Raw genomic sequence first — 16,190 nt, forward strand, 5'->3', positions numbered from 1 at the left:
GCCGCGAGGCGTCGTTTTTGACGACCACAAGGAACCGCCACGCACTGTCCCGCGTTGATCGGCACTATCTTCCATGACGATCGCAGGGGAGGGCGATGCTGATTCGGCTCGGCTATGAAATTGCCATTGAATGCGTTGCAGCAACGCCGGTCGTTTCATTGCTCGATATCCACGGGGATCGCCAGGCCGACATCAAGCGGCAGACGCGCGTGCTGACCTCGCCGTCGGTCCCGACCAGGGTCTACCACGACCTTTTCGGCAATAGCTGCCGCCGCTTCACGGCGCCGGCCGGAAGCTTTCGCATCCTTTATGACGCGGTGGTCGAGGACAGCGGCGAGACGGACGAAGTCAACACGCTGGCGAGAGAAGTCCCGGTTGCCGAATTGCCGGACGAGGTGCTCGGCTATCTGCTCGGCAGCCGTTACTGCGAGACCGACCATCTCGGCGACCTGGCCTGGCAACTTTTCGGCCAGCTTCCACCGGGCTGGGCGCGGGTGCAGGCCATCGTCGACTATGTCCACAACCGCCTGTCCTTCGGCTACGGCTATGCGCGCTCGACCCGCACGGCGGCGCAGGCGCATGAGGAACGCGTCGGCGTCTGCCGCGACTTTGCCCATCTGGCGATCACGCTCTGCCGCTGCATGAACATCCCGGCCCGCTACGTGAACGGCTATCTCGGCGATATCGGCGTGCCCGCCGATCCGGCGCCGATGGATTTCTCGGCGTGGGTGGAAGTGTTCCTCGACGGCAGGTGGTACACTTTCGATCCTCGCCACAATGTGCCGAGGATCGGCCGCGTCGTCATCGCCCGCGGCCGCGACGCCACCGACGTGCCGCTGCTGCACAGTTTTGGCCCGCATCGGCTCACCCTGTTCAAGGTCTGGACGCACGAGCAGGAAGGTAATCTGTTCAAGCCGCCTTATCGTGGCGTCGACAAGACGGTCAGCACACGGATGCTGGCCTAGTCTTTCGGGACACATTCACAGTCCGTGTTTCCATTTCCCGCCACCGCGATCGTGCTGAACCGGTTCGATACATCTCGTCTGTACCGGATTGGGACGCAGTCCAGTCGTCCTGAATTGCGAGCCTGTTCGTGGTAAGCGCTTTGTCAACAAAGCCGTGCCGGCGCAGCTTTCGTTTACCCCCTGTTTACCCTGCCGCCGCTCGAAACCGTTTGGAAACAATGACCTGATCGCGGGCCGGTCGCTTTCCCGGGCCTGGCGGCGCGATCCGGCCGGATTCCTGCAATGCGCGTTCGGACAGCTGCAGGCTGTAGCGAATGGAGGCGGAAGGAATGCGGCGTTTCGGGGGTCTTGTTCAGACGATCGGCGGCTTTGCCGGGGATCGCAGCGGAAATTTCGCGGTCCTGTTTGGGATAATCGGCTCAGTGCTGGCACTGAGTGTCGGCTTTGCGGTCAACGTGTCCCAACTCTACAATGTAAAATCGAGCCTGCAAGGCGTGGTCGATGCAGCGGTCACCTCGACGGCCCGCGACCTGACAACCGGCGTCATCAGCGAGGCCGACGCCAGCAAATCGGTGCAGGCCTTTCTCGATGCCAACAGCACGGCGGGTATCCTCCAGGACAACCAGATCGTCCTCGACAATCTGGTTGTCGACAGGACAGCCAAGACTGTCCAGGCGGACGTCCATGTCAACGTCAACTACTATTTCCCGCTTTTCAGCACGGGTGGCATGCAACGCGTCCCCGCATCGACGACGGCGCTCTATTCGGACAAGCAGATCGAAGTCGCGATGATGCTGGACGTGACCGGGTCGATGGCCGGCCAGAAAATCATCGATCTGCGGGCGGCCGCGGCGAATGCTGTCGACAGCTTCCTGGGCGGCCAGGACCCCTCCAAGCCACGTGTGCGGGTTGCCATCGTGCCTTATGCCAATTCGGTGAATGCCGGTACACTTGCCGCCAGCAGCGTCTATGTGGAAACCACCGCCAGTCAACGCAAACAGGCGCCGGCCAATGACGCCGTGCAGTATGTCTCGGGCTTTATCCGTCCCGATAATTGCGCCACCGAGCGCAAGGGGACCTATCAGTATTCGGATGCGGGCCCCGACGTCAGCATGGTCAATCGCGACTACCTGCTGTCATCCTTCGCCTGGCAGACCGGCACCGCCGCCTGCCCGATCGCCGCGCTGATGCCGCTGACAGCGGATGCGACGGCGCTCAAGACGGTCATCAAGAATTTCGTCGCCTCCGGCGGCACCGCCGGCCATATCGGCGTGCAGTGGACCTGGTACATGCTTTCGGAAAACTGGGGCAGTGTGATGAAAGCCTCGGAACGGCCGGCCAAGATGGATCCAAAGAAGGTTGCCAAGATCGCGATCCTGATGACCGATGGCGAATTCAACCTGTCCTACTTCGATGCGAGCACGGTCAGCGACGTCTACAATGACGCCGGCAAGGAGCCGACCCGCACGGCCGCCAAGAAACTTTGCGCTGCCATGCGCGACAAGGGCATCGAGGTCTTCACCATTGGGTTTGACCTAAACGAAACGAATGCCAAGGCGACGCTCCAGGATTGCGCGAGCCCGGACACCGCCAAGATCAAGCACTTTTATCAGGCGGCCAATGGAACGGAACTCAACCAGGCTTTCCAGGATATAGCGCGCAACGTCGAGATGTTAACCGTAACCAAATAGGGGACAACAGCCCAAAAAGGAAAGGCCGCCGCTTCTCGCGAAGCCGGCGGCCTTCCGTGTTTCCGTCCATGGCGCGGCTCCTGGCGGCGACCCTGGTCGCCAGCCGCGCATCTCGCGCCTTAGCGGGAAGACTGCTTCCCGAAAGTGCGATCCGCTGAGGCCACGTTCTGGAAAACGAAATCACTCGACATCGGATCACCTCCTTTCGATTTGTTGAACACTCCCTCATGATGGGGTGTCATCCGGCAAATGGCAAGGCGCGGCACCCGAAAATCCTGAACAAGCCTGCTTGTGCACTCGGGCGGCTTGCGGCCGGCCGATCGGGCAGGCAAGATCGAGCCGCTATTGTTCCGGGCCACTATTTTGCCGGGTAAGGGAGGACGGGATGGAGGCAGCCGAGAGAGCGGCCCGGATTGTTCGGACGGTCATCGAGACGCTGAAGCCGGGTTTTGCGGTGAGGCTGTGGACAGGCGAGCGGATCGGCCCGGCTGCCGGCCCGGTGCTCACCATCAACGACCAGGACATCGTCTGGCAGATCGTACGTCGGCCCTCTTTATCGACGCTGATCGAGATGTGGATTGCCAAGGCGGTCGACGTCGAAGACGGATCGCTGTTCGATTTCTACGCCTTGCCCACGCACGGCAAGCTCAGGACGAAGCTCAAGACATTGCCGAAGCTGGCGATCCTGCGCGACCTGCCGGCGGTGCTGTTTTCGCGAAAACAGATGACGACGCGAACCGATCTTTCCGGCCGCAATCCTTTCGTCAGCGGTTCGAGCAAGGAGGCGATCGAGCATCATTACGACATTTCCAACGCATTCTACCGGCTCTTCCTCGACGAGCGCATGGTCTATAGCTGCGGCTACTTCAAGGATTTCGCCAACGATATCGATCAGGCCCAGAGAGACAAGCTCGACCATATCTGCCGCAAGCTTCGGCTGAAGCCCGGCGATAGATTGCTCGACATCGGCTGCGGCTGGGGAGCGATGCTCATCCATGCGGTGAAGAATTATGGCGTCGTCGGCCACGGCGTTTCGCTATCGGAAGCACAGACCGAGCTCGCCCGTGAACGCATCCGCGCCGAGGGGCTGGAGGACCGCATCACCATCGAGATAAAGTCCTATGCCGAGCTGTCCGGCTCCTTCGACAAGATCTCGTCGATCGGCATGTTCGAGCATCTGGGGCTTGCCAACCATGCGGCCTATTTCTCGAGGATCCATCGCCTGCTCAAGCCGGGCGGCATCTATCTGCACCACGCCATCACCCGGCGCGACAAGGGCAGCTTGAAGAAGACGCTGCGCAAGGGGCCGGAATTCAAGGCGCTGATCAAATACATTTTTCCGGGCGGCGAACTCGACACGATCGGCATGACGCTCGGCAATCTCGAGGCCAACGGCTTCCTCGTCTACGACGTCGAAAATTTGCGCGAGCACTATGCGCGCACCTGCAGGCTATGGGCCGAGCGCCTCCACGCACGCTTCGACGAAGCTATCGCCGAGGTCGGCGAAGCCAAGGCGCGGCTCTGGCTGCTTTATCTCACCGGCTGCTCGATTACCTTCGAACGCGCCTCGGCGCAGGTTTTCCAGACCGTCGCCACAAGGCGCGCGCGTGGGCCGAGCGGCCTGCCGCCGACGCGGGCGGATTTGTACCGATAGCTACAGGAGGCGCATCGTGGCGCCGATCTCGACGCGGGCCGGTCGATCGACGGTGCAGTAGACGCCGAGGTTATGGGCGTTGTGGCGGACCAGGCTGCGCAGGATTGCCGGGTCGTGGTCGAACCCGTCCTGGCCAATGATGGTGAAGCCGCAGCGGCGGCACGGCTCGGAGATGGTCAGGAGCAGGTCGCCGATCGCCAGCTTGCGCCCGATCCATTCCGTCTCGGGGAACGACCCCTCGACCTCCGGCACATCGACGACGATGTTGGGGCGGAAGCGGCGCGCGTCGGCGGTGCCCTTTGGATGCAGCACTTTCAAACGCGCCAGTGAGGCGGTGGTCAGCAGATGAATAGGGGCTTTGACGTAGCGTTCCGTCAGCAGAGGGCCGGCGTAATCCGGAGCCGCATTTTCCCGACGGAACGGCCGGATGGAAGCCGCAAAGCCGAGATAGGCGCAAATGGCGCGATCACTTTGCGCGCCAGGTGCCGAAAGCCAGCGTCCGTCGGGGATGGCGACCTCCAGCCTGCCGGCCTGCGACAGCCGGGTGCGGATGCGGGGCACCTTGTGCCATTTCGCTTCGCGGTCGGGCCGTGCGATTTCATCGGTCGAGGTATCGACAAGACCAAACAGGCGGTCGCCTTCGACGGTATGCCGGTCGACGGAGATCGCCTGCTGAAACTCGCCGGCGAGCGAGCTCGCGGGATAGCGCCAAAGCTCGGTGACGGCGCCCAATGCGGGTTGCATCAGCCCTTCTTGTTTTGCCGGTTGGCGATAAGGTCGTCGACGACCGCCGGATCGGCCAGCGTCGAGGTATCGCCGAGCGCGGCAAAATCATCCTCGGCGATCTTGCGCAGGATGCGTCGCATGATCTTGCCGGAACGGGTCTTCGGCAGGCCGGGCGCGAACTGGATCTTGTCGGGCGAAGCGATGGCGCCGATCTCCTTGCGGACATGGGCGACGAGTTCCTGGCGCAATTCCTCGCTTGGCGTTTCGCCGGCCATCAGCGTGACATAGCAGTAGATGCCCTGGCCCTTGATATCGTGCGGGTAGCCGACGACGGCGGCCTCCGAGACCTTCTCATGCGAAACCAGCGCCGATTCGACCTCGGCGGTGCCCATGCGGTGGCCGGAGACGTTGATGACGTCGTCGACGCGGCCGGTGATCCAGTAGTAGCCGTCAGCATCGCGGCGGCAGCCGTCGCCGGTGAAGTATCTGCCCTTGTAGGTCGAGAAATAGGTCTGCACGAAGCGGTCGTGATCGCCATAGACGGTGCGCGTCTGGCCCGGCCATGAGTCGGCAATACAAAGATTGCCGCTGGCTTCGCCTTCGAGCACCTTGCCGTCGGTATCGACCAGCTGCGGCTTGACGCCAAAGAAGGGCCGCGTCGCTGAACCCGCCTTGAGGTGGGTGGCGCCCGGAACCGGCGTGATCATGATGCCGCCGGTCTCGGTCTGCCACCAGGTATCGACGATCGGCACCTTGCCGTTGCCTACGACGTTGAAATACCACTCCCAGGCTTCCGGATTGATCGGCTCACCGACGGTGCCGAGCACGCGCAGCGACTTGCGCGACGTTTTGGTGACATGGGCATCGCCGGCGCCCATCAGCGCGCGCAACGCCGTCGGCGCCGTGTAGAAGATGTTGACCTTGTGCTTGTCGATCACGTCCCAGAAACGCGACTGCGACGGGTAGTTCGGCACGCCTTCGAACATCAGCGTGGTGGCGCCGTTGGCGAGCGGCCCGTAGACGATGTAGCTGTGGCCGGTGACCCAGCCGACATCGGCGGTGCACCAGTAGATATCGCCGTCATGATAGTCGAAGACATATTGGTGGGTCATCGAGACATAGACGAGATAGCCGGCGGTGGTGTGCAGCACACCTTTCGGCTTGCCGGTCGAGCCGGATGTGTAGAGGATGAACAACGGGTCCTCGGCGTTCATCTTCTCGGGCTTGCATTCGGCCTTAACCGTCGCGACCTCGTCGTGGTACCAGACGTCGCGCCCGGCGGCCCAGCCGGTCTTGCCGCCAGTGCGGCGCACTACCAAGACCTTTTCGACTTTCGTTCCGGCCTTGGCGGCGATCTCGATCGCCTTGTCCGTGTTCTCCTTTAGCGGGATCGGCTTGCCGCCGCGCAGGCCTTCGTCGGCGGTGATGACGAAGGTCGACTTGCAGTCATCGATGCGTCCGGCCAGCGCATCCGGCGAAAAGCCGCCGAAGACGACCGAATGAATGGCGCCGATGCGCGTGCAGGCGAGCATCGCATAAGCGGCCTCCGGGATCATCGGCATGTAGATGGTTACGCGGTCGCCCTTCTTGACGCCGTGCTTTTTCATCACATTGGCGAGGCGGCAGACATGCGCGTAAAGCTCGTTATAGGTGATCTTCCTGTCGTCGTAGGGATTGTCGCCTTCCCAGATGATGGCGGTCTGTTCGCCGCGCTTCTTCAGATGCCGGTCGATGCAGTTCCAGGAAACGTTGGTCTGGCCATCCTCGAACCATTTGATTGAGACCTGGCCGTCGAAGGACGTGTTCTTGACCTTGCTGTACGGCTTGAACCAGTCGATGCGCTTGCCGTGCTTGCCCCAGAACTTGTCCGGGTTCTTGACGCTGTCGGCGTACCATTTCAGGTAGGTGTCATTGTCAATCAGCGCGTTCTTCTTCCACGCCGGCTGGACGCGATGGACATGAACATCGGACATTTCTTCGCCTTCCTCCCCAAAACCAAACCGCCGGCTTGACCGCCGGCAGGATCGCAGCGATGCGGCCGCGAATTCGCGCGCATTATTAACAGTTCGGCCGCGACGGCAACATTAGACGTTGGATTCGCGCGGCGGGATGCCGCAGGCGCCTTACCAGGCGGTGTCAGCACTCTCGTGAGTCGGCTGCTAAGCGCATGTTTTTGCGGAAGTAATCTGGTTCGATCATAGAAATATCAATAGACGATTAAGCAAATGGGGTGCACAATTTCAGCCTGGGAGGAAGGAGAATCAACCAGGGGACCGCAATGCGCGACCATTCCGAAATGGACCTGATGCTCAAGGGCTATGGCTTGACCACGGCCAAGATTCTTTATCACTTTCCAGATCATCCGCATCTGCTGCAGAGCTTCATCTGGCAGGATTACGACATCGCCCCGAAATTTCCCGTGCTGATCCGTTTCATCGAGTTCTGGAAGGCCAAGCTCGAAGGCCCGCTGCATTCGGTCAGCTACACGCACCAGAAGCTGATCGCGCCGAACGAATGGCGCAAGGTCGACGGCGAGTTCGTTCTGCATTAGCCGGGCGGGCGGCAGCCTGGGAGCCGCCGCCCAGCTTTTGGAGCGTCAGACTGCGGGCGGGTTCAGCCCGGCAAAACCCTCCTGCCGGCGATAGGGAAAATACGGATAGGGTGCGGTGACCTCACTTGCCGTGTCGAGCTTCTTCATCTGCTCGGCTGTCAACGACCAGCCGACGGCGCCGAGATTCTGGCGCAACTGCTCCTCGTTGCGCGCGCCGACGATGACGGAGGCGACGGTCGGCCGCTGCAGCAGCCAATTGATGGCGATCTGCGGTATGGTCTTGCCGGTTTCCTCGGCGACAACATCAAGCGCGTCGACGACCCGATAGAGATGCTCATCCTCGACGGGCGGTCCGAAGCTTGCCGTGTCGTGCAGCCGGCTTTTCTCAGGCAGCTTCTGGCCACGGCGGATCTTGCCGGTCAGGCGGCCCCAGCCGAGCGGGCTCCACACCAGCGCACCGACACCCTGGTCGAGGCCGAGCGGCATCAACTCCCATTCATAGTCGCGTCCGACCAGCGAGTAATAGACCTGATGGGCGACGTATCGGGGATAGCCGTATCTGCCCGCCAGGCCGAGCGATTTCATCACTTGCCAGCCGGAAAAATTGGAGACGCCGACATAACGCAGTTTGCCGGCGCGCACGAGACTGTCCAGTGTCGACAGCACCTCCTCGATCGGTGTTGCTGCGTCGAAGGCGTGCAGTTGCAGCAGGTCGATGTAGTCGGTGCCAAGGCGCCCCAGCGCGTCTTCGACGGCCTTGATCAGGCGTGAACGTGACGATCCGGCATCGTTGGGACCGTCACCCATCGGCAGCGAGGTCTTGGTCGAGATCAGCACGGCGTCGCGGCGGCCCTTGATGGCAGCGCCGAGCACTTGTTCGGAAGCGCCATTCGAATAGACGTCGGCGGTGTCGAACAGGTTGACGCCGGCCTCAAGGCAGATGTCGACCAGCCGCCGTGCTTCCGTCGCATCGCTGTTGCCCCAGGCGCCGAACAGCGGGCCTGAACCGCCGAAGGTTCCAGCGCCGAACGAGAGCGCCGGGACCTTCAGGCCTGATGCGCCAAGATTTCGATAATCCATGGGTTTGCTCCTTGTGGAAGGATGGCTGTTTCAAAGATTGGTTGAGGTTTGCCGTTCTATGACCGCGCGATTTCCGGTGTGGCGAGGACAGGATCTCGGTCGAGGCGCAGCGCAAACGCCGCCACGGCAAGCGCTGAAAGCGGCAACAGGGCCGCGACCCAGGTGACGGCATCGAGGCCGGGACCATGGGCGATGACCACGCCGCCGAGCCAGGCGCCGGCAGCATTGCCGAGGTTGAAGGCGGCGATGTTGAAGGATGAGGCGAGGCTCTGGCCGGCGCCTTGTGCCTTCTGCAACACCCATAACTGTAGCGGCGCGACGGTGGCGAAGGCGGCGGCGCCGAGCAGGCCGACATAGATAACGGCCATGACCTGGCTGTGCAGGGCGAAGGTCATGGTGCCGAGCACCATCGCCAGGACGACGAGACTGCCGAGAACGGACGGTACCAACCAGCGGTCGGCGAACTTGCCGCCGGCGAGGTTGCCGGCAATGAGGCCGCCGCCGAAGACCAGCAGGATCGGCGACACCGCTGCTTCATCAAAACCGGTGATCTCGGTCAGCAACGGGGCGATGTAGGTGAAGACGGCGAAGACGCCGGCATAGCCAAGCACGGTGGTAGCAAAGCCAAGCAGGACCGGCGTGCGGCCGAGCACGGCGAGATCGGCGCGCAAATTGCTCTTCTCAGGCTCTGTTCGGCTGCCCGGCACCAGCAGCAGAATGATGGTAAAGGCGGCGATGCCGACCAGGGTCACCGCCCAGAAGGTCGCGCGCCAGCCGAAGGCTTGGCCGAGCCATGTGCCGAAGGGCACGCCGAGGATGTTGGCGATGGTCAGGCCGGTGAACATCAGGGCGATCGCCGAGGCTTTCTTGTTGGGCGCCACCAGTCCGGTCGCCACGACCGAGCCGACGCCGAAGAAGGTGCCGTGGGCGAAGGCGGTCAGTACGCGCGCACCCATCAGCGTCCAGTAGTCTGGGGCAAGCGCACAAGCGAGGTTGCCCAGCGTGAAGATCGCCATCAGCGCCAGAAGCACGGTTTTGCGCGGCCAACGGCCGGTTGCGATCGTCAGCAGCGGCGCGCCGATGACAACGCCCAGCGCATAGCCGGAAATCAGCTGGCCGGCAGCCGAGATCGAGACGTCGAGATCGGTGCTGACGTCGAGCAGCAGGCCCATGATGACGAATTCGGTGACGCCGATGCCGAACGCACCGGCGGCAAGAGCGTAAAGAGCAAGGGGCATGGCGGTTCCCACTTCGATGACGACCAGTTTTGACGACGGGCGCCGTGTCCTCCCACGCCCCGATCCGGAAGATCGTGCCGCGATGTGCTGTGAACCAGCCTTGCATCGGGCACATCGTCTGTGAAATAAATTCACCAATGGCCAGGCCCGACATCAATCGCTCCGGCGAGATCGAAGTGTTCGTCCGCGTCGTCGAGGCGGGCAGCTTTTCAGCCGCTGCCCGTGCGTTGCGGATGACGCCGTCGGCGGTGAGCAAGCTGATCGCGCGGCTGGAGGCGCGGCTTGGTGCGCGGCTGGTCAGCCGTTCGACGCGCAAGCTGCAACTGACGCCGGAGGGGGCGGCGTTCTTCGACAGCGGCGTGCGCGTCCTGGCCGACATGGCGGCGGCCGAGCGCGAGGCAGCGGCGGGTGCCGCGCCGCGTGGCCGGCTGCGGATCAGCAGCTATGTGCCTTTCGGGCAGCACCGGCTGATCCCGCTTTTGCCGCGTTTTCTAGAGCGCTACCCCGAAATCTCGGTCGATCTGGTGTTGACTGACGATGTCATCGACCTGATGGAGGAGCGCGCTGACGTCGCCATCCGCGCCGGGCCGCTCGGCGAATCACGGCTGGTGGCGCGCAAGCTCGGGCAGAGCCGGGTGGTCGTCGTTGCGGCGCCATCGTATCTCGAAGCGCGTGGCACGCCCAAGGAGTCCGCCGATCTCGATCGTTACAACCGGATGGGCTTCCGTTTCGTACGTCACCTCGAGGGCTGGCCTTTTATCGACGCGGCCGGCAAGCCGATCACCCTGTCGATCATCGGAAATACGCTGGTCAGCGACGGCGAGGCGATGCGGCTGATGGCGCTCTCGGGGGCGGGCATCGCCCGGCTGGCACGCTGGCATGTGGAGGCCGACATTGCCGCCGGCCGGCTTCTGCCGCTGCTGGAAGAGTTCAACCCCGGCGACGAGGAACTCACCCACGCCGTCTATGTCGGCCAAGGCAAGCATCTGCCGGCGCGGGTGCGGGCGTTTTTGGACTTTTTGGTCGAGACTGTCCGGCTGACCTGAGCCCAAAAAAGATCGGGAGCCTGCCGGCTCCCGAAGCATCGAATCGAAGGTGAGTTTGAGTTACGTTTTCGGCACAAAGGGCGCCGGACGCCGGCCCGCAGCCTGACGTTCCACCATCCAGCCGGGGTATTCGGCGGGCAGGGCACTGACTTCGTCGAGGCGAACGAGATCATCGGCATCGAGCTTCAACTCGGTGGCTGCAAGGTTCTGTTCCAGCTGCTCCATGCGGCTGGCGCCGATGATGACGCTCATCACGAACGGCTTGGCCAGCACATAGCCGAGCGCCACCGTGGCGACGCTGACGCCGTGCTTGGCGGCGATCTCGCGCATGACGGCGACTGCTGCCCAGGCACGGTCCTCATTGACCGGCGGGAAATTGAAGCTGGCGCGACGGCCCTCGCCATTGCCGGGGGCGCCCGGTCCGTATTTGCCGGAGAGCAGGCCGCCAGCCATCGGCGACCAGACCATCAGCCCGAGCTTCTCCTCGTTGAGCAGCGGCACGATTTCGCGCTCGAGATCGCGGCCGGCGATCGAGTAGTACGACTGCACGGTCTCGAAGCGGGCAAATCCCTTGCGCTCGGCAATACCCAGCGCCTTGGCGATGCGCCAAGCCTGCCAGTTCGAGACGCCGACATAGCGGACCTTGCCGGCGGCAACCAGGTCGTCGAGCGCCCGCAGCGTTTCGTCGATCGGCGTCACCGTGTCGGTGCCGTGCAGCTGGTAGAGATCGATGTGATCGAGCTGCAGCCGCTCAAGGCTGCCTTCGACCGAATCCATGATGTGGCCGCGCGAGGAACCACGCTGGTTCGGGCCCCCGCCCATGGCGCCATGGACCTTGGTGGCGATGATCACGTCCTGTCGGTTGACGCCAAGATTCCTGAGCGACTGGCCGAGAAGCCGTTCCGAGGCGCCGAAGGAATAGACATCCGCCGTGTCGAAGAAATTGACGCCGGCGGCGAGCGAGCGGGCAACGATCTCGTCGACGCCCTTCTGGTCGAGGCTGGCGATCAGGCCCCATTGGGCATTCTCGCCGGCCGCGCCGAACGTCATCGTGCCGAGGCAAAGTTCGGAGACGAACATGCCCGTATTTCCAAGTTGATTGTAACGCATGGTGGCTCCAGACGGGTTGAGATAACTCGACCCATATAGGAACGAAACGTTCCGTTTCTATACGCTGGCTTAGTCAATGTCAGCCTGTGGCCTAAGGCCGGCTGCGCCTCATCTGGCGCCGAAAATCGCCGATCCAACCCTGACACTGGTCGCGCCGAAGGCGATCGCGGTTTCGTAGTCGCCGGACATGCCCATGGAGAGCTTGTCGACGCCGGCCTCGAGCCCAAGCTTTTCCAGCAGCGCGAAATGCGGACCGGGGTTCTCGTCGGCCGGCGGAATGCACATCAGCCCTTCGATGGCGAGGGCGTGAACCGAGCGGCAACGGGCCACGAAGGCGACGGCCTCGCGCGGCTCGATGCCGGCCTTTTGCGGCTCGGAGCCCGTGTTGACCTGGACATACAGCCTTGGTGACCGGCCTTGCCTGGCGATCTCCTTGGCCAGCTCTGCGGCGATCTTTTCACGGTCGACGGTTTCGATGACGTCGAACAATGCCACCGCTTCCTTGGCCTTGTTCGATTGCAGCGGACCGATCAGATGCAGCTCGATGTCGGAAAATGCCTCCTTCAGCACCGGCCATTTGGCTTGTGCTTCCTGGACGCGGTTTTCGCCGAAGACGCGCTGGCCGGCCTCGATAATCGGGCGGATATCGGCGGCGTCGAAGGTTTTTGAGACTGCGACCAGCGTCACCGCTCCGGCCTTACGGCCTGCCTCGCGCTCGGCGGCAGCGATCCTTGCCTTGACCGTGAAAAGCTGTTCGACGGCGCTCGCCATGCCTATATCCTGCCTGTGTTTGGCTTTTCGCCGGATCGCCGCAGTTGACGGGTCCGGCAATCCATGGTGAACACCGCGACGACATTTCCTGAGCCGCCCGGGCATTGTCCGGCGGCTCGTGCATGCTTTTAAGTGAAAAACACCCGATGGCAACCGAACGATACAATCCGCGCGCGTCAGAGCCCAAATGGCAGAACGCCTGGGACGCCAAGAAGCTGTTCGAAGCCGACAATGACGACCCGCGCCCGAAATACTACGTGCTGGAGATGTTCCCGTATCCGTCGGGGCGCATCCATATCGGCCATACCCGCAACTATACGATGGGCGACGTGGTGGCGCGCTACAAGCGGGCCAAGGGCTTCAACGTGCTGCACCCGATGGGCTGGGACGCCTTTGGCATGCCAGCCGAAAACGCGGCGATGCAGAACAAGGTCCATCCCAAGGACTGGACCTATCAGAACATTGCCGCCATGCGCGAGCAGCTCAAGGTCATGGGCCTGTCGCTCGATTGGGCGCGCGAGTTCGCCACCTGCGATGTCGACTACTATCACCGCCAGCAGATGCTGTTCCTCGATTTCGTCGAGAAGGGGCTGGTGACGCGCAAATCCTCCAAGGTCAACTGGGATCCGGAGGACATGACGGTGCTTGCCAACGAGCAGGTCATCGACGGACGCGGCTGGCGCTCAGGCGCGCTGGTGGAACAGCGCGAGCTGACGCAGTGGTTCTTCAAGATCACCGATTACGCGCAGGATCTGCTGGATTCGCTCGACCAACTCGATGACTGGCCGGAAAAAGTGAAGCTGATGCAGGCGAACTGGATCGGCCGTTCAGAAGGGCTGCTGATCCGCTGGCCGCTGGCCAAGCCAGCCGCCGGCGAGCATGAGCTCGAAGTCTATACGACCAGGCCTGACACCATCTTCGGCGCCTCCTTCATGGCGATTGCGGCCGACCATCCGCTGGCCAAAAAGGCCGCCGAAGACAATCCGGCACTGGCAAAGTTCATCGACGAGGTCCGCCATATGGGCACTTCGGCGGCGGCCTTGGAGACGGCCGAGAAGAAGGGTTTCGATACCGGCATTCGCGTCGTCCATCCGTTTGACGAGAGGTGGACGCTACCCGTCTACGTCGCCAATTTCGTGCTGATGGACTATGGCACCGGCGCCATCTTCGGCTGCCCGGCACATGACCAGCGCGACCTCGACTTCGCCAACAGATACGGCCTTCCGGTCATTCCGGTGGTGATGCCGGAAGGCGAGAATCAAGGAAGCTTCCAGGTCATCGACGAGGCTTATGTCGATGATGGCGCGATGATCAATTCGCGCTTCCTCGACGGCATGAAGCCGGATCAGGCATTCGACGAGGTGGCGAAGCTGCTGGAACAAAGGACCATCGGCAACCGGCCGATGGCCGAGCGCAAGGTGAATTTCCGCCTGCGCGACTGGGGCATTTCGCGCCAGCGCTATTGGGGCTGCCCGATCCCGATGATCCATTGCGAGGATTGCGGCGTGGTGCCGGTGCCGAAGGCCGACCTGCCGGTCAAGCTGCCGGACGACATCGAGTTCGACCGGCCGGGCAATCCGCTCGATCGCCATCCGACATGGCGGCACGTCAAATGCCCGCGTTGCGGCAAGGATGCGCGGCGCGAAACCGACACGATGGACACATTTGTCGATTCTTCTTGGTATTTCGCTCGCTTCACCGCGCCGTGGGCAAACGATCCGACCGATCCCAAGGCCGCGACTGAATGGCTGCCGGTCGACCAGTATATTGGCGGCATTGAGCATGCGATCCTGCATTTGCTCTATTCGCGCTTTTTCACCCGCGCCATGCGCGAGACCGGCCATGTCGATCTCGCCGAGCCGTTCAGGGGCCTGTTCACGCAAGGCATGGTGGTGCACGAGACCTATCGGGTTGGCGGCGCCTCGAACGGCCGCTGGCTTGCGCCTAGCGAGGTCAGGCTGGAAGACGCCGACGGCAAGCGCCGCGCCTTCGAAATCGCCACCGGCGAAGAGGCGGTGATCGGTCCGCTCGAAAAAATGTCGAAGTCGAAGAAGAATACGGTGAGTCCGGAAGAGATCACCGACGGCTACGGCGCCGATACGGCGCGCTGGTTCATGCTGTCGGACTCGCCGCCCGAGCGCGATGTCGAATGGACCGACGAGGGTGCGGCCGGCGCGCATCGCTTCATCCAGCGCATCTGGCGCCTGGTGTCGACGGCTGCCGAATCGCTCGCCGGAGTCCGGCCAGAGGCGGCGAAGGACGGCGAGGCCGGGACAGTGTCCAAGGCCGCGCACAAGATCTTGAAGTCGGTCGGCGAGGATATCGAAAAGCTCGCCTTCAACCGCGCCATCGCCCGCATCTACGAGCTCGCCAATGCCTTGACCGTACCGCTCAACGAGGCGGCAGAGGGCAGGGCCGGTCCGGCGCTGCAAGCGGCCTGCCGTGAGGCCGTCGAGATCCTGGTGCACCTGATCGCGCCGGTCATGCCGCATCTGGCCGAGGAGTGCTGGCAGACGCTCGGCGGCACCGACCTTGTCGCCGAACGGCCCTGGCCGGATTACGATCGCTCGCTTGTCGTCGACGCCGAGATCGTGCTGCCGGTCCAGGTCAACGGCAAGAAACGCGGCGATTTGACAATTGCCCGTGACGCGGATCAAGGTGCGGTCGAAAAGGCGGTTCTGGCTCTCGACTTCGTGCAGAAAGCGCTCGAAGGTAAGGCGCCGCGCAAGGTGATCATAGTGCCGCAGAGGATCGTCAATGTCGTTGCCTGATCCGCGAAAGACAGAGTTGACGCTGCGCCGCGTTGTGCTTTGCGGGCTGCTCGCCTCGGTGGCGCTGGTTTCCGCCTGCACGGTGCGGCCGCTCTATTCGAGCGCGCCGCTGATCGCCGGCTCGCAGGTCGGCGCTGCTGCCGAACTGGCATCGATCTCGGTCAAGCCGGTCAAGACCCGCTACGCCCAGCAGGTCCGCAACAATTTGATCTTCGCGCTCGGCCAGGGCGCCGGCGAGCCGGCTTCGCCGGTCTATTCGCTTGATCTCGGCGTCTCCGAACTCGTCGAATCGGCGGCAATCGAGCAGGTCACGACCGACGAAGACGAGCCGACCGCCGGCACTGTGACGCTGACTGCCAACTATGTGCTCAGCGATGCCAAGACGGGCACGGTCATAGCGAGGGGCAAGCGCTCGATTCCGTCGTCATACGACAGGCCGCGCCAGGAATTCGCGTCATACCGGGCCCAGATCGACGCCGAGAACCGTGCGGCGCGCGAGCTGGCAGATGTGCTGCGGCTGTCGATTGCCCAGGATCTGATCAAGCACGGCAAGCCGGCGGCAAGCTAGGTCTTTCCAGAGTGCGCAA

General features: G+C 62.9%; 13 protein-coding genes. 7 read left to right on the forward strand and 6 right to left on the reverse strand.

From position 1 onward, the window contains the following. Nucleotides 1-95 precede the first annotated feature (95 nt). From NKI29_RS13415 to NKI29_RS13425, 3 genes are all read left to right on the forward strand, one after another. Nucleotides 96-965, forward strand: a complete 870-nt coding sequence (locus NKI29_RS13415) for a transglutaminase-like domain-containing protein (RefSeq protein WP_352796466.1) — start codon at nt 96-98, stop codon at nt 963-965. A 329-nt stretch (nt 966-1,294) separates the two neighbouring features. Then, complete coding sequence (locus NKI29_RS13420) at nt 1,295-2,656, forward strand: pilus assembly protein (protein ID WP_023678115.1); 1,362 nt, start codon at nt 1,295-1,297, stop codon at nt 2,654-2,656. 385 nt (nt 2,657-3,041) lie between these two features. Then, nucleotides 3,042-4,310 carry a class I SAM-dependent methyltransferase gene (locus NKI29_RS13425; protein WP_352796469.1) on the forward strand — a complete coding sequence of 423 codons (1,269 nt, stop codon included), beginning with the start codon at nt 3,042-3,044 and terminating at the stop codon, nt 4,308-4,310. Here NKI29_RS13425 and NKI29_RS13430 read toward each other — a convergent pair whose 3' ends face one another. Next, nucleotides 4,311-5,054: an MOSC domain-containing protein gene (locus tag NKI29_RS13430; protein ID WP_023678113.1), complete on the reverse strand. Its 744-nt coding sequence runs from the start codon at nt 5,052-5,054 to the stop codon at nt 4,311-4,313. Beyond that, nucleotides 5,054-7,009: an acetate--CoA ligase gene (gene acs, locus NKI29_RS13435; protein WP_023678112.1), complete on the reverse strand. Its 1,956-nt coding sequence runs from the start codon at nt 7,007-7,009 to the stop codon at nt 5,054-5,056. Before acs ends, NKI29_RS13430 begins: the two co-directional genes overlap by 1 nt. A 305-nt stretch (nt 7,010-7,314) precedes the next feature. Here acs and NKI29_RS13440 point away from each other — a divergent pair, with 305 nt between their 5' ends. Beyond that, nucleotides 7,315-7,587 carry an usg protein gene (locus NKI29_RS13440; protein ID WP_023678111.1) on the forward strand — a complete coding sequence of 91 codons (273 nt, stop codon included), beginning with the start codon at nt 7,315-7,317 and terminating at the stop codon, nt 7,585-7,587. A 45-nt stretch (nt 7,588-7,632) separates the two neighbouring features. Here the strand turns inward: NKI29_RS13440 and NKI29_RS13445 are convergent, their stop codons facing one another. Next, on the reverse strand, nt 7,633-8,667 hold the full coding sequence (locus NKI29_RS13445; protein WP_352796472.1) for an aldo/keto reductase: 1,035 nt from the start codon (nt 8,665-8,667) through the stop codon (nt 7,633-7,635). 56 nt (nt 8,668-8,723) lie between these two features. After that, a complete protein-coding gene (locus NKI29_RS13450) occupies nt 8,724-9,905 on the reverse strand; it encodes an MFS transporter (protein ID WP_352569514.1) in 1,182 nt (393 codons plus the stop codon). 137 nt (nt 9,906-10,042) lie between these two features. Between NKI29_RS13450 and NKI29_RS13455 the strand changes: the two genes are divergently transcribed. Further along, nucleotides 10,043-10,951 (forward strand): LysR family transcriptional regulator, encoded by a 909-nt coding sequence (locus tag NKI29_RS13455; RefSeq protein ID WP_352796475.1) that lies wholly within the window; start codon nt 10,043-10,045, stop codon nt 10,949-10,951. Nucleotides 10,952-11,011: 60 nt separating this feature from the next. Here NKI29_RS13455 and NKI29_RS13460 read toward each other — a convergent pair whose 3' ends face one another. Next, nucleotides 11,012-12,061 (reverse strand): aldo/keto reductase, encoded by a 1,050-nt coding sequence (locus tag NKI29_RS13460; RefSeq protein ID WP_352624923.1) that lies wholly within the window; start codon nt 12,059-12,061, stop codon nt 11,012-11,014. A gap of 108 nt (nt 12,062-12,169) precedes the next feature. Continuing rightward, nucleotides 12,170-12,832 carry a YggS family pyridoxal phosphate-dependent enzyme gene (locus tag NKI29_RS13465; RefSeq protein ID WP_352724363.1) on the reverse strand — a complete coding sequence of 221 codons (663 nt, stop codon included), beginning with the start codon at nt 12,830-12,832 and terminating at the stop codon, nt 12,170-12,172. A 146-nt stretch (nt 12,833-12,978) separates the two neighbouring features. Between NKI29_RS13465 and leuS the strand changes: the two genes are divergently transcribed. Together leuS and NKI29_RS13475 are read left to right on the forward strand one after the other, a co-directional pair. After that, the gene (gene leuS, locus NKI29_RS13470) at nt 12,979-15,603 is read left to right on the forward strand and encodes a leucine--tRNA ligase (RefSeq protein ID WP_352796478.1); all 2,625 of its coding nucleotides are present in this window, start codon (nt 12,979-12,981) and stop codon (nt 15,601-15,603) included. Then, complete coding sequence (locus NKI29_RS13475) at nt 15,590-16,171, forward strand: LPS assembly lipoprotein LptE (protein ID WP_023678104.1); 582 nt, start codon at nt 15,590-15,592, stop codon at nt 16,169-16,171. The genes leuS and NKI29_RS13475 overlap by 14 nt, the downstream gene beginning before the upstream one ends. Nucleotides 16,172-16,190 lie beyond the last annotated feature (19 nt).

Source organism: Mesorhizobium sp. M0678 (genome assembly GCF_040320505.1).
GTDB lineage: Bacteria > Pseudomonadota > Alphaproteobacteria > Rhizobiales > Rhizobiaceae > Mesorhizobium.

What these genes read in the sequence shown, in the direction of transcription:
- NKI29_RS13460 (WP_352624923.1), bottom strand. Translation starts at nt 12,061, where the DNA reads ATGCGTTACAATCAACTTGGAAATACGGGCATGTTCGTCTCCGAACTT.
- NKI29_RS13420 (WP_023678115.1), top strand. Translation starts at nt 1,295, where the DNA reads ATGCGGCGTTTCGGGGGTCTTGTTCAGACGATCGGCGGCTTTGCCGGG.
- NKI29_RS13450 (WP_352569514.1), bottom strand. Translation starts at nt 9,905, where the DNA reads ATGCCCCTTGCTCTTTACGCTCTTGCCGCCGGTGCGTTCGGCATCGGC.
- NKI29_RS13415 (WP_352796466.1), top strand. Translation starts at nt 96, where the DNA reads ATGCTGATTCGGCTCGGCTATGAAATTGCCATTGAATGCGTTGCAGCA.
- NKI29_RS13440 (WP_023678111.1), top strand. Translation starts at nt 7,315, where the DNA reads ATGCGCGACCATTCCGAAATGGACCTGATGCTCAAGGGCTATGGCTTG.
- NKI29_RS13445 (WP_352796472.1), bottom strand. Translation starts at nt 8,667, where the DNA reads ATGGATTATCGAAATCTTGGCGCATCAGGCCTGAAGGTCCCGGCGCTC.
- NKI29_RS13465 (WP_352724363.1), bottom strand. Translation starts at nt 12,832, where the DNA reads ATGGCGAGCGCCGTCGAACAGCTTTTCACGGTCAAGGCAAGGATCGCT.
- acs (WP_023678112.1), bottom strand. Translation starts at nt 7,009, where the DNA reads ATGTCCGATGTTCATGTCCATCGCGTCCAGCCGGCGTGGAAGAAGAAC.
- NKI29_RS13425 (WP_352796469.1), top strand. Translation starts at nt 3,042, where the DNA reads ATGGAGGCAGCCGAGAGAGCGGCCCGGATTGTTCGGACGGTCATCGAG.
- NKI29_RS13430 (WP_023678113.1), bottom strand. Translation starts at nt 5,054, where the DNA reads ATGCAACCCGCATTGGGCGCCGTCACCGAGCTTTGGCGCTATCCCGCG.
- NKI29_RS13475 (WP_023678104.1), top strand. Translation starts at nt 15,590, where the DNA reads ATGTCGTTGCCTGATCCGCGAAAGACAGAGTTGACGCTGCGCCGCGTT.
- leuS (WP_352796478.1), top strand. Translation starts at nt 12,979, where the DNA reads ATGGCAACCGAACGATACAATCCGCGCGCGTCAGAGCCCAAATGGCAG.
- NKI29_RS13455 (WP_352796475.1), top strand. Translation starts at nt 10,043, where the DNA reads ATGGCCAGGCCCGACATCAATCGCTCCGGCGAGATCGAAGTGTTCGTC.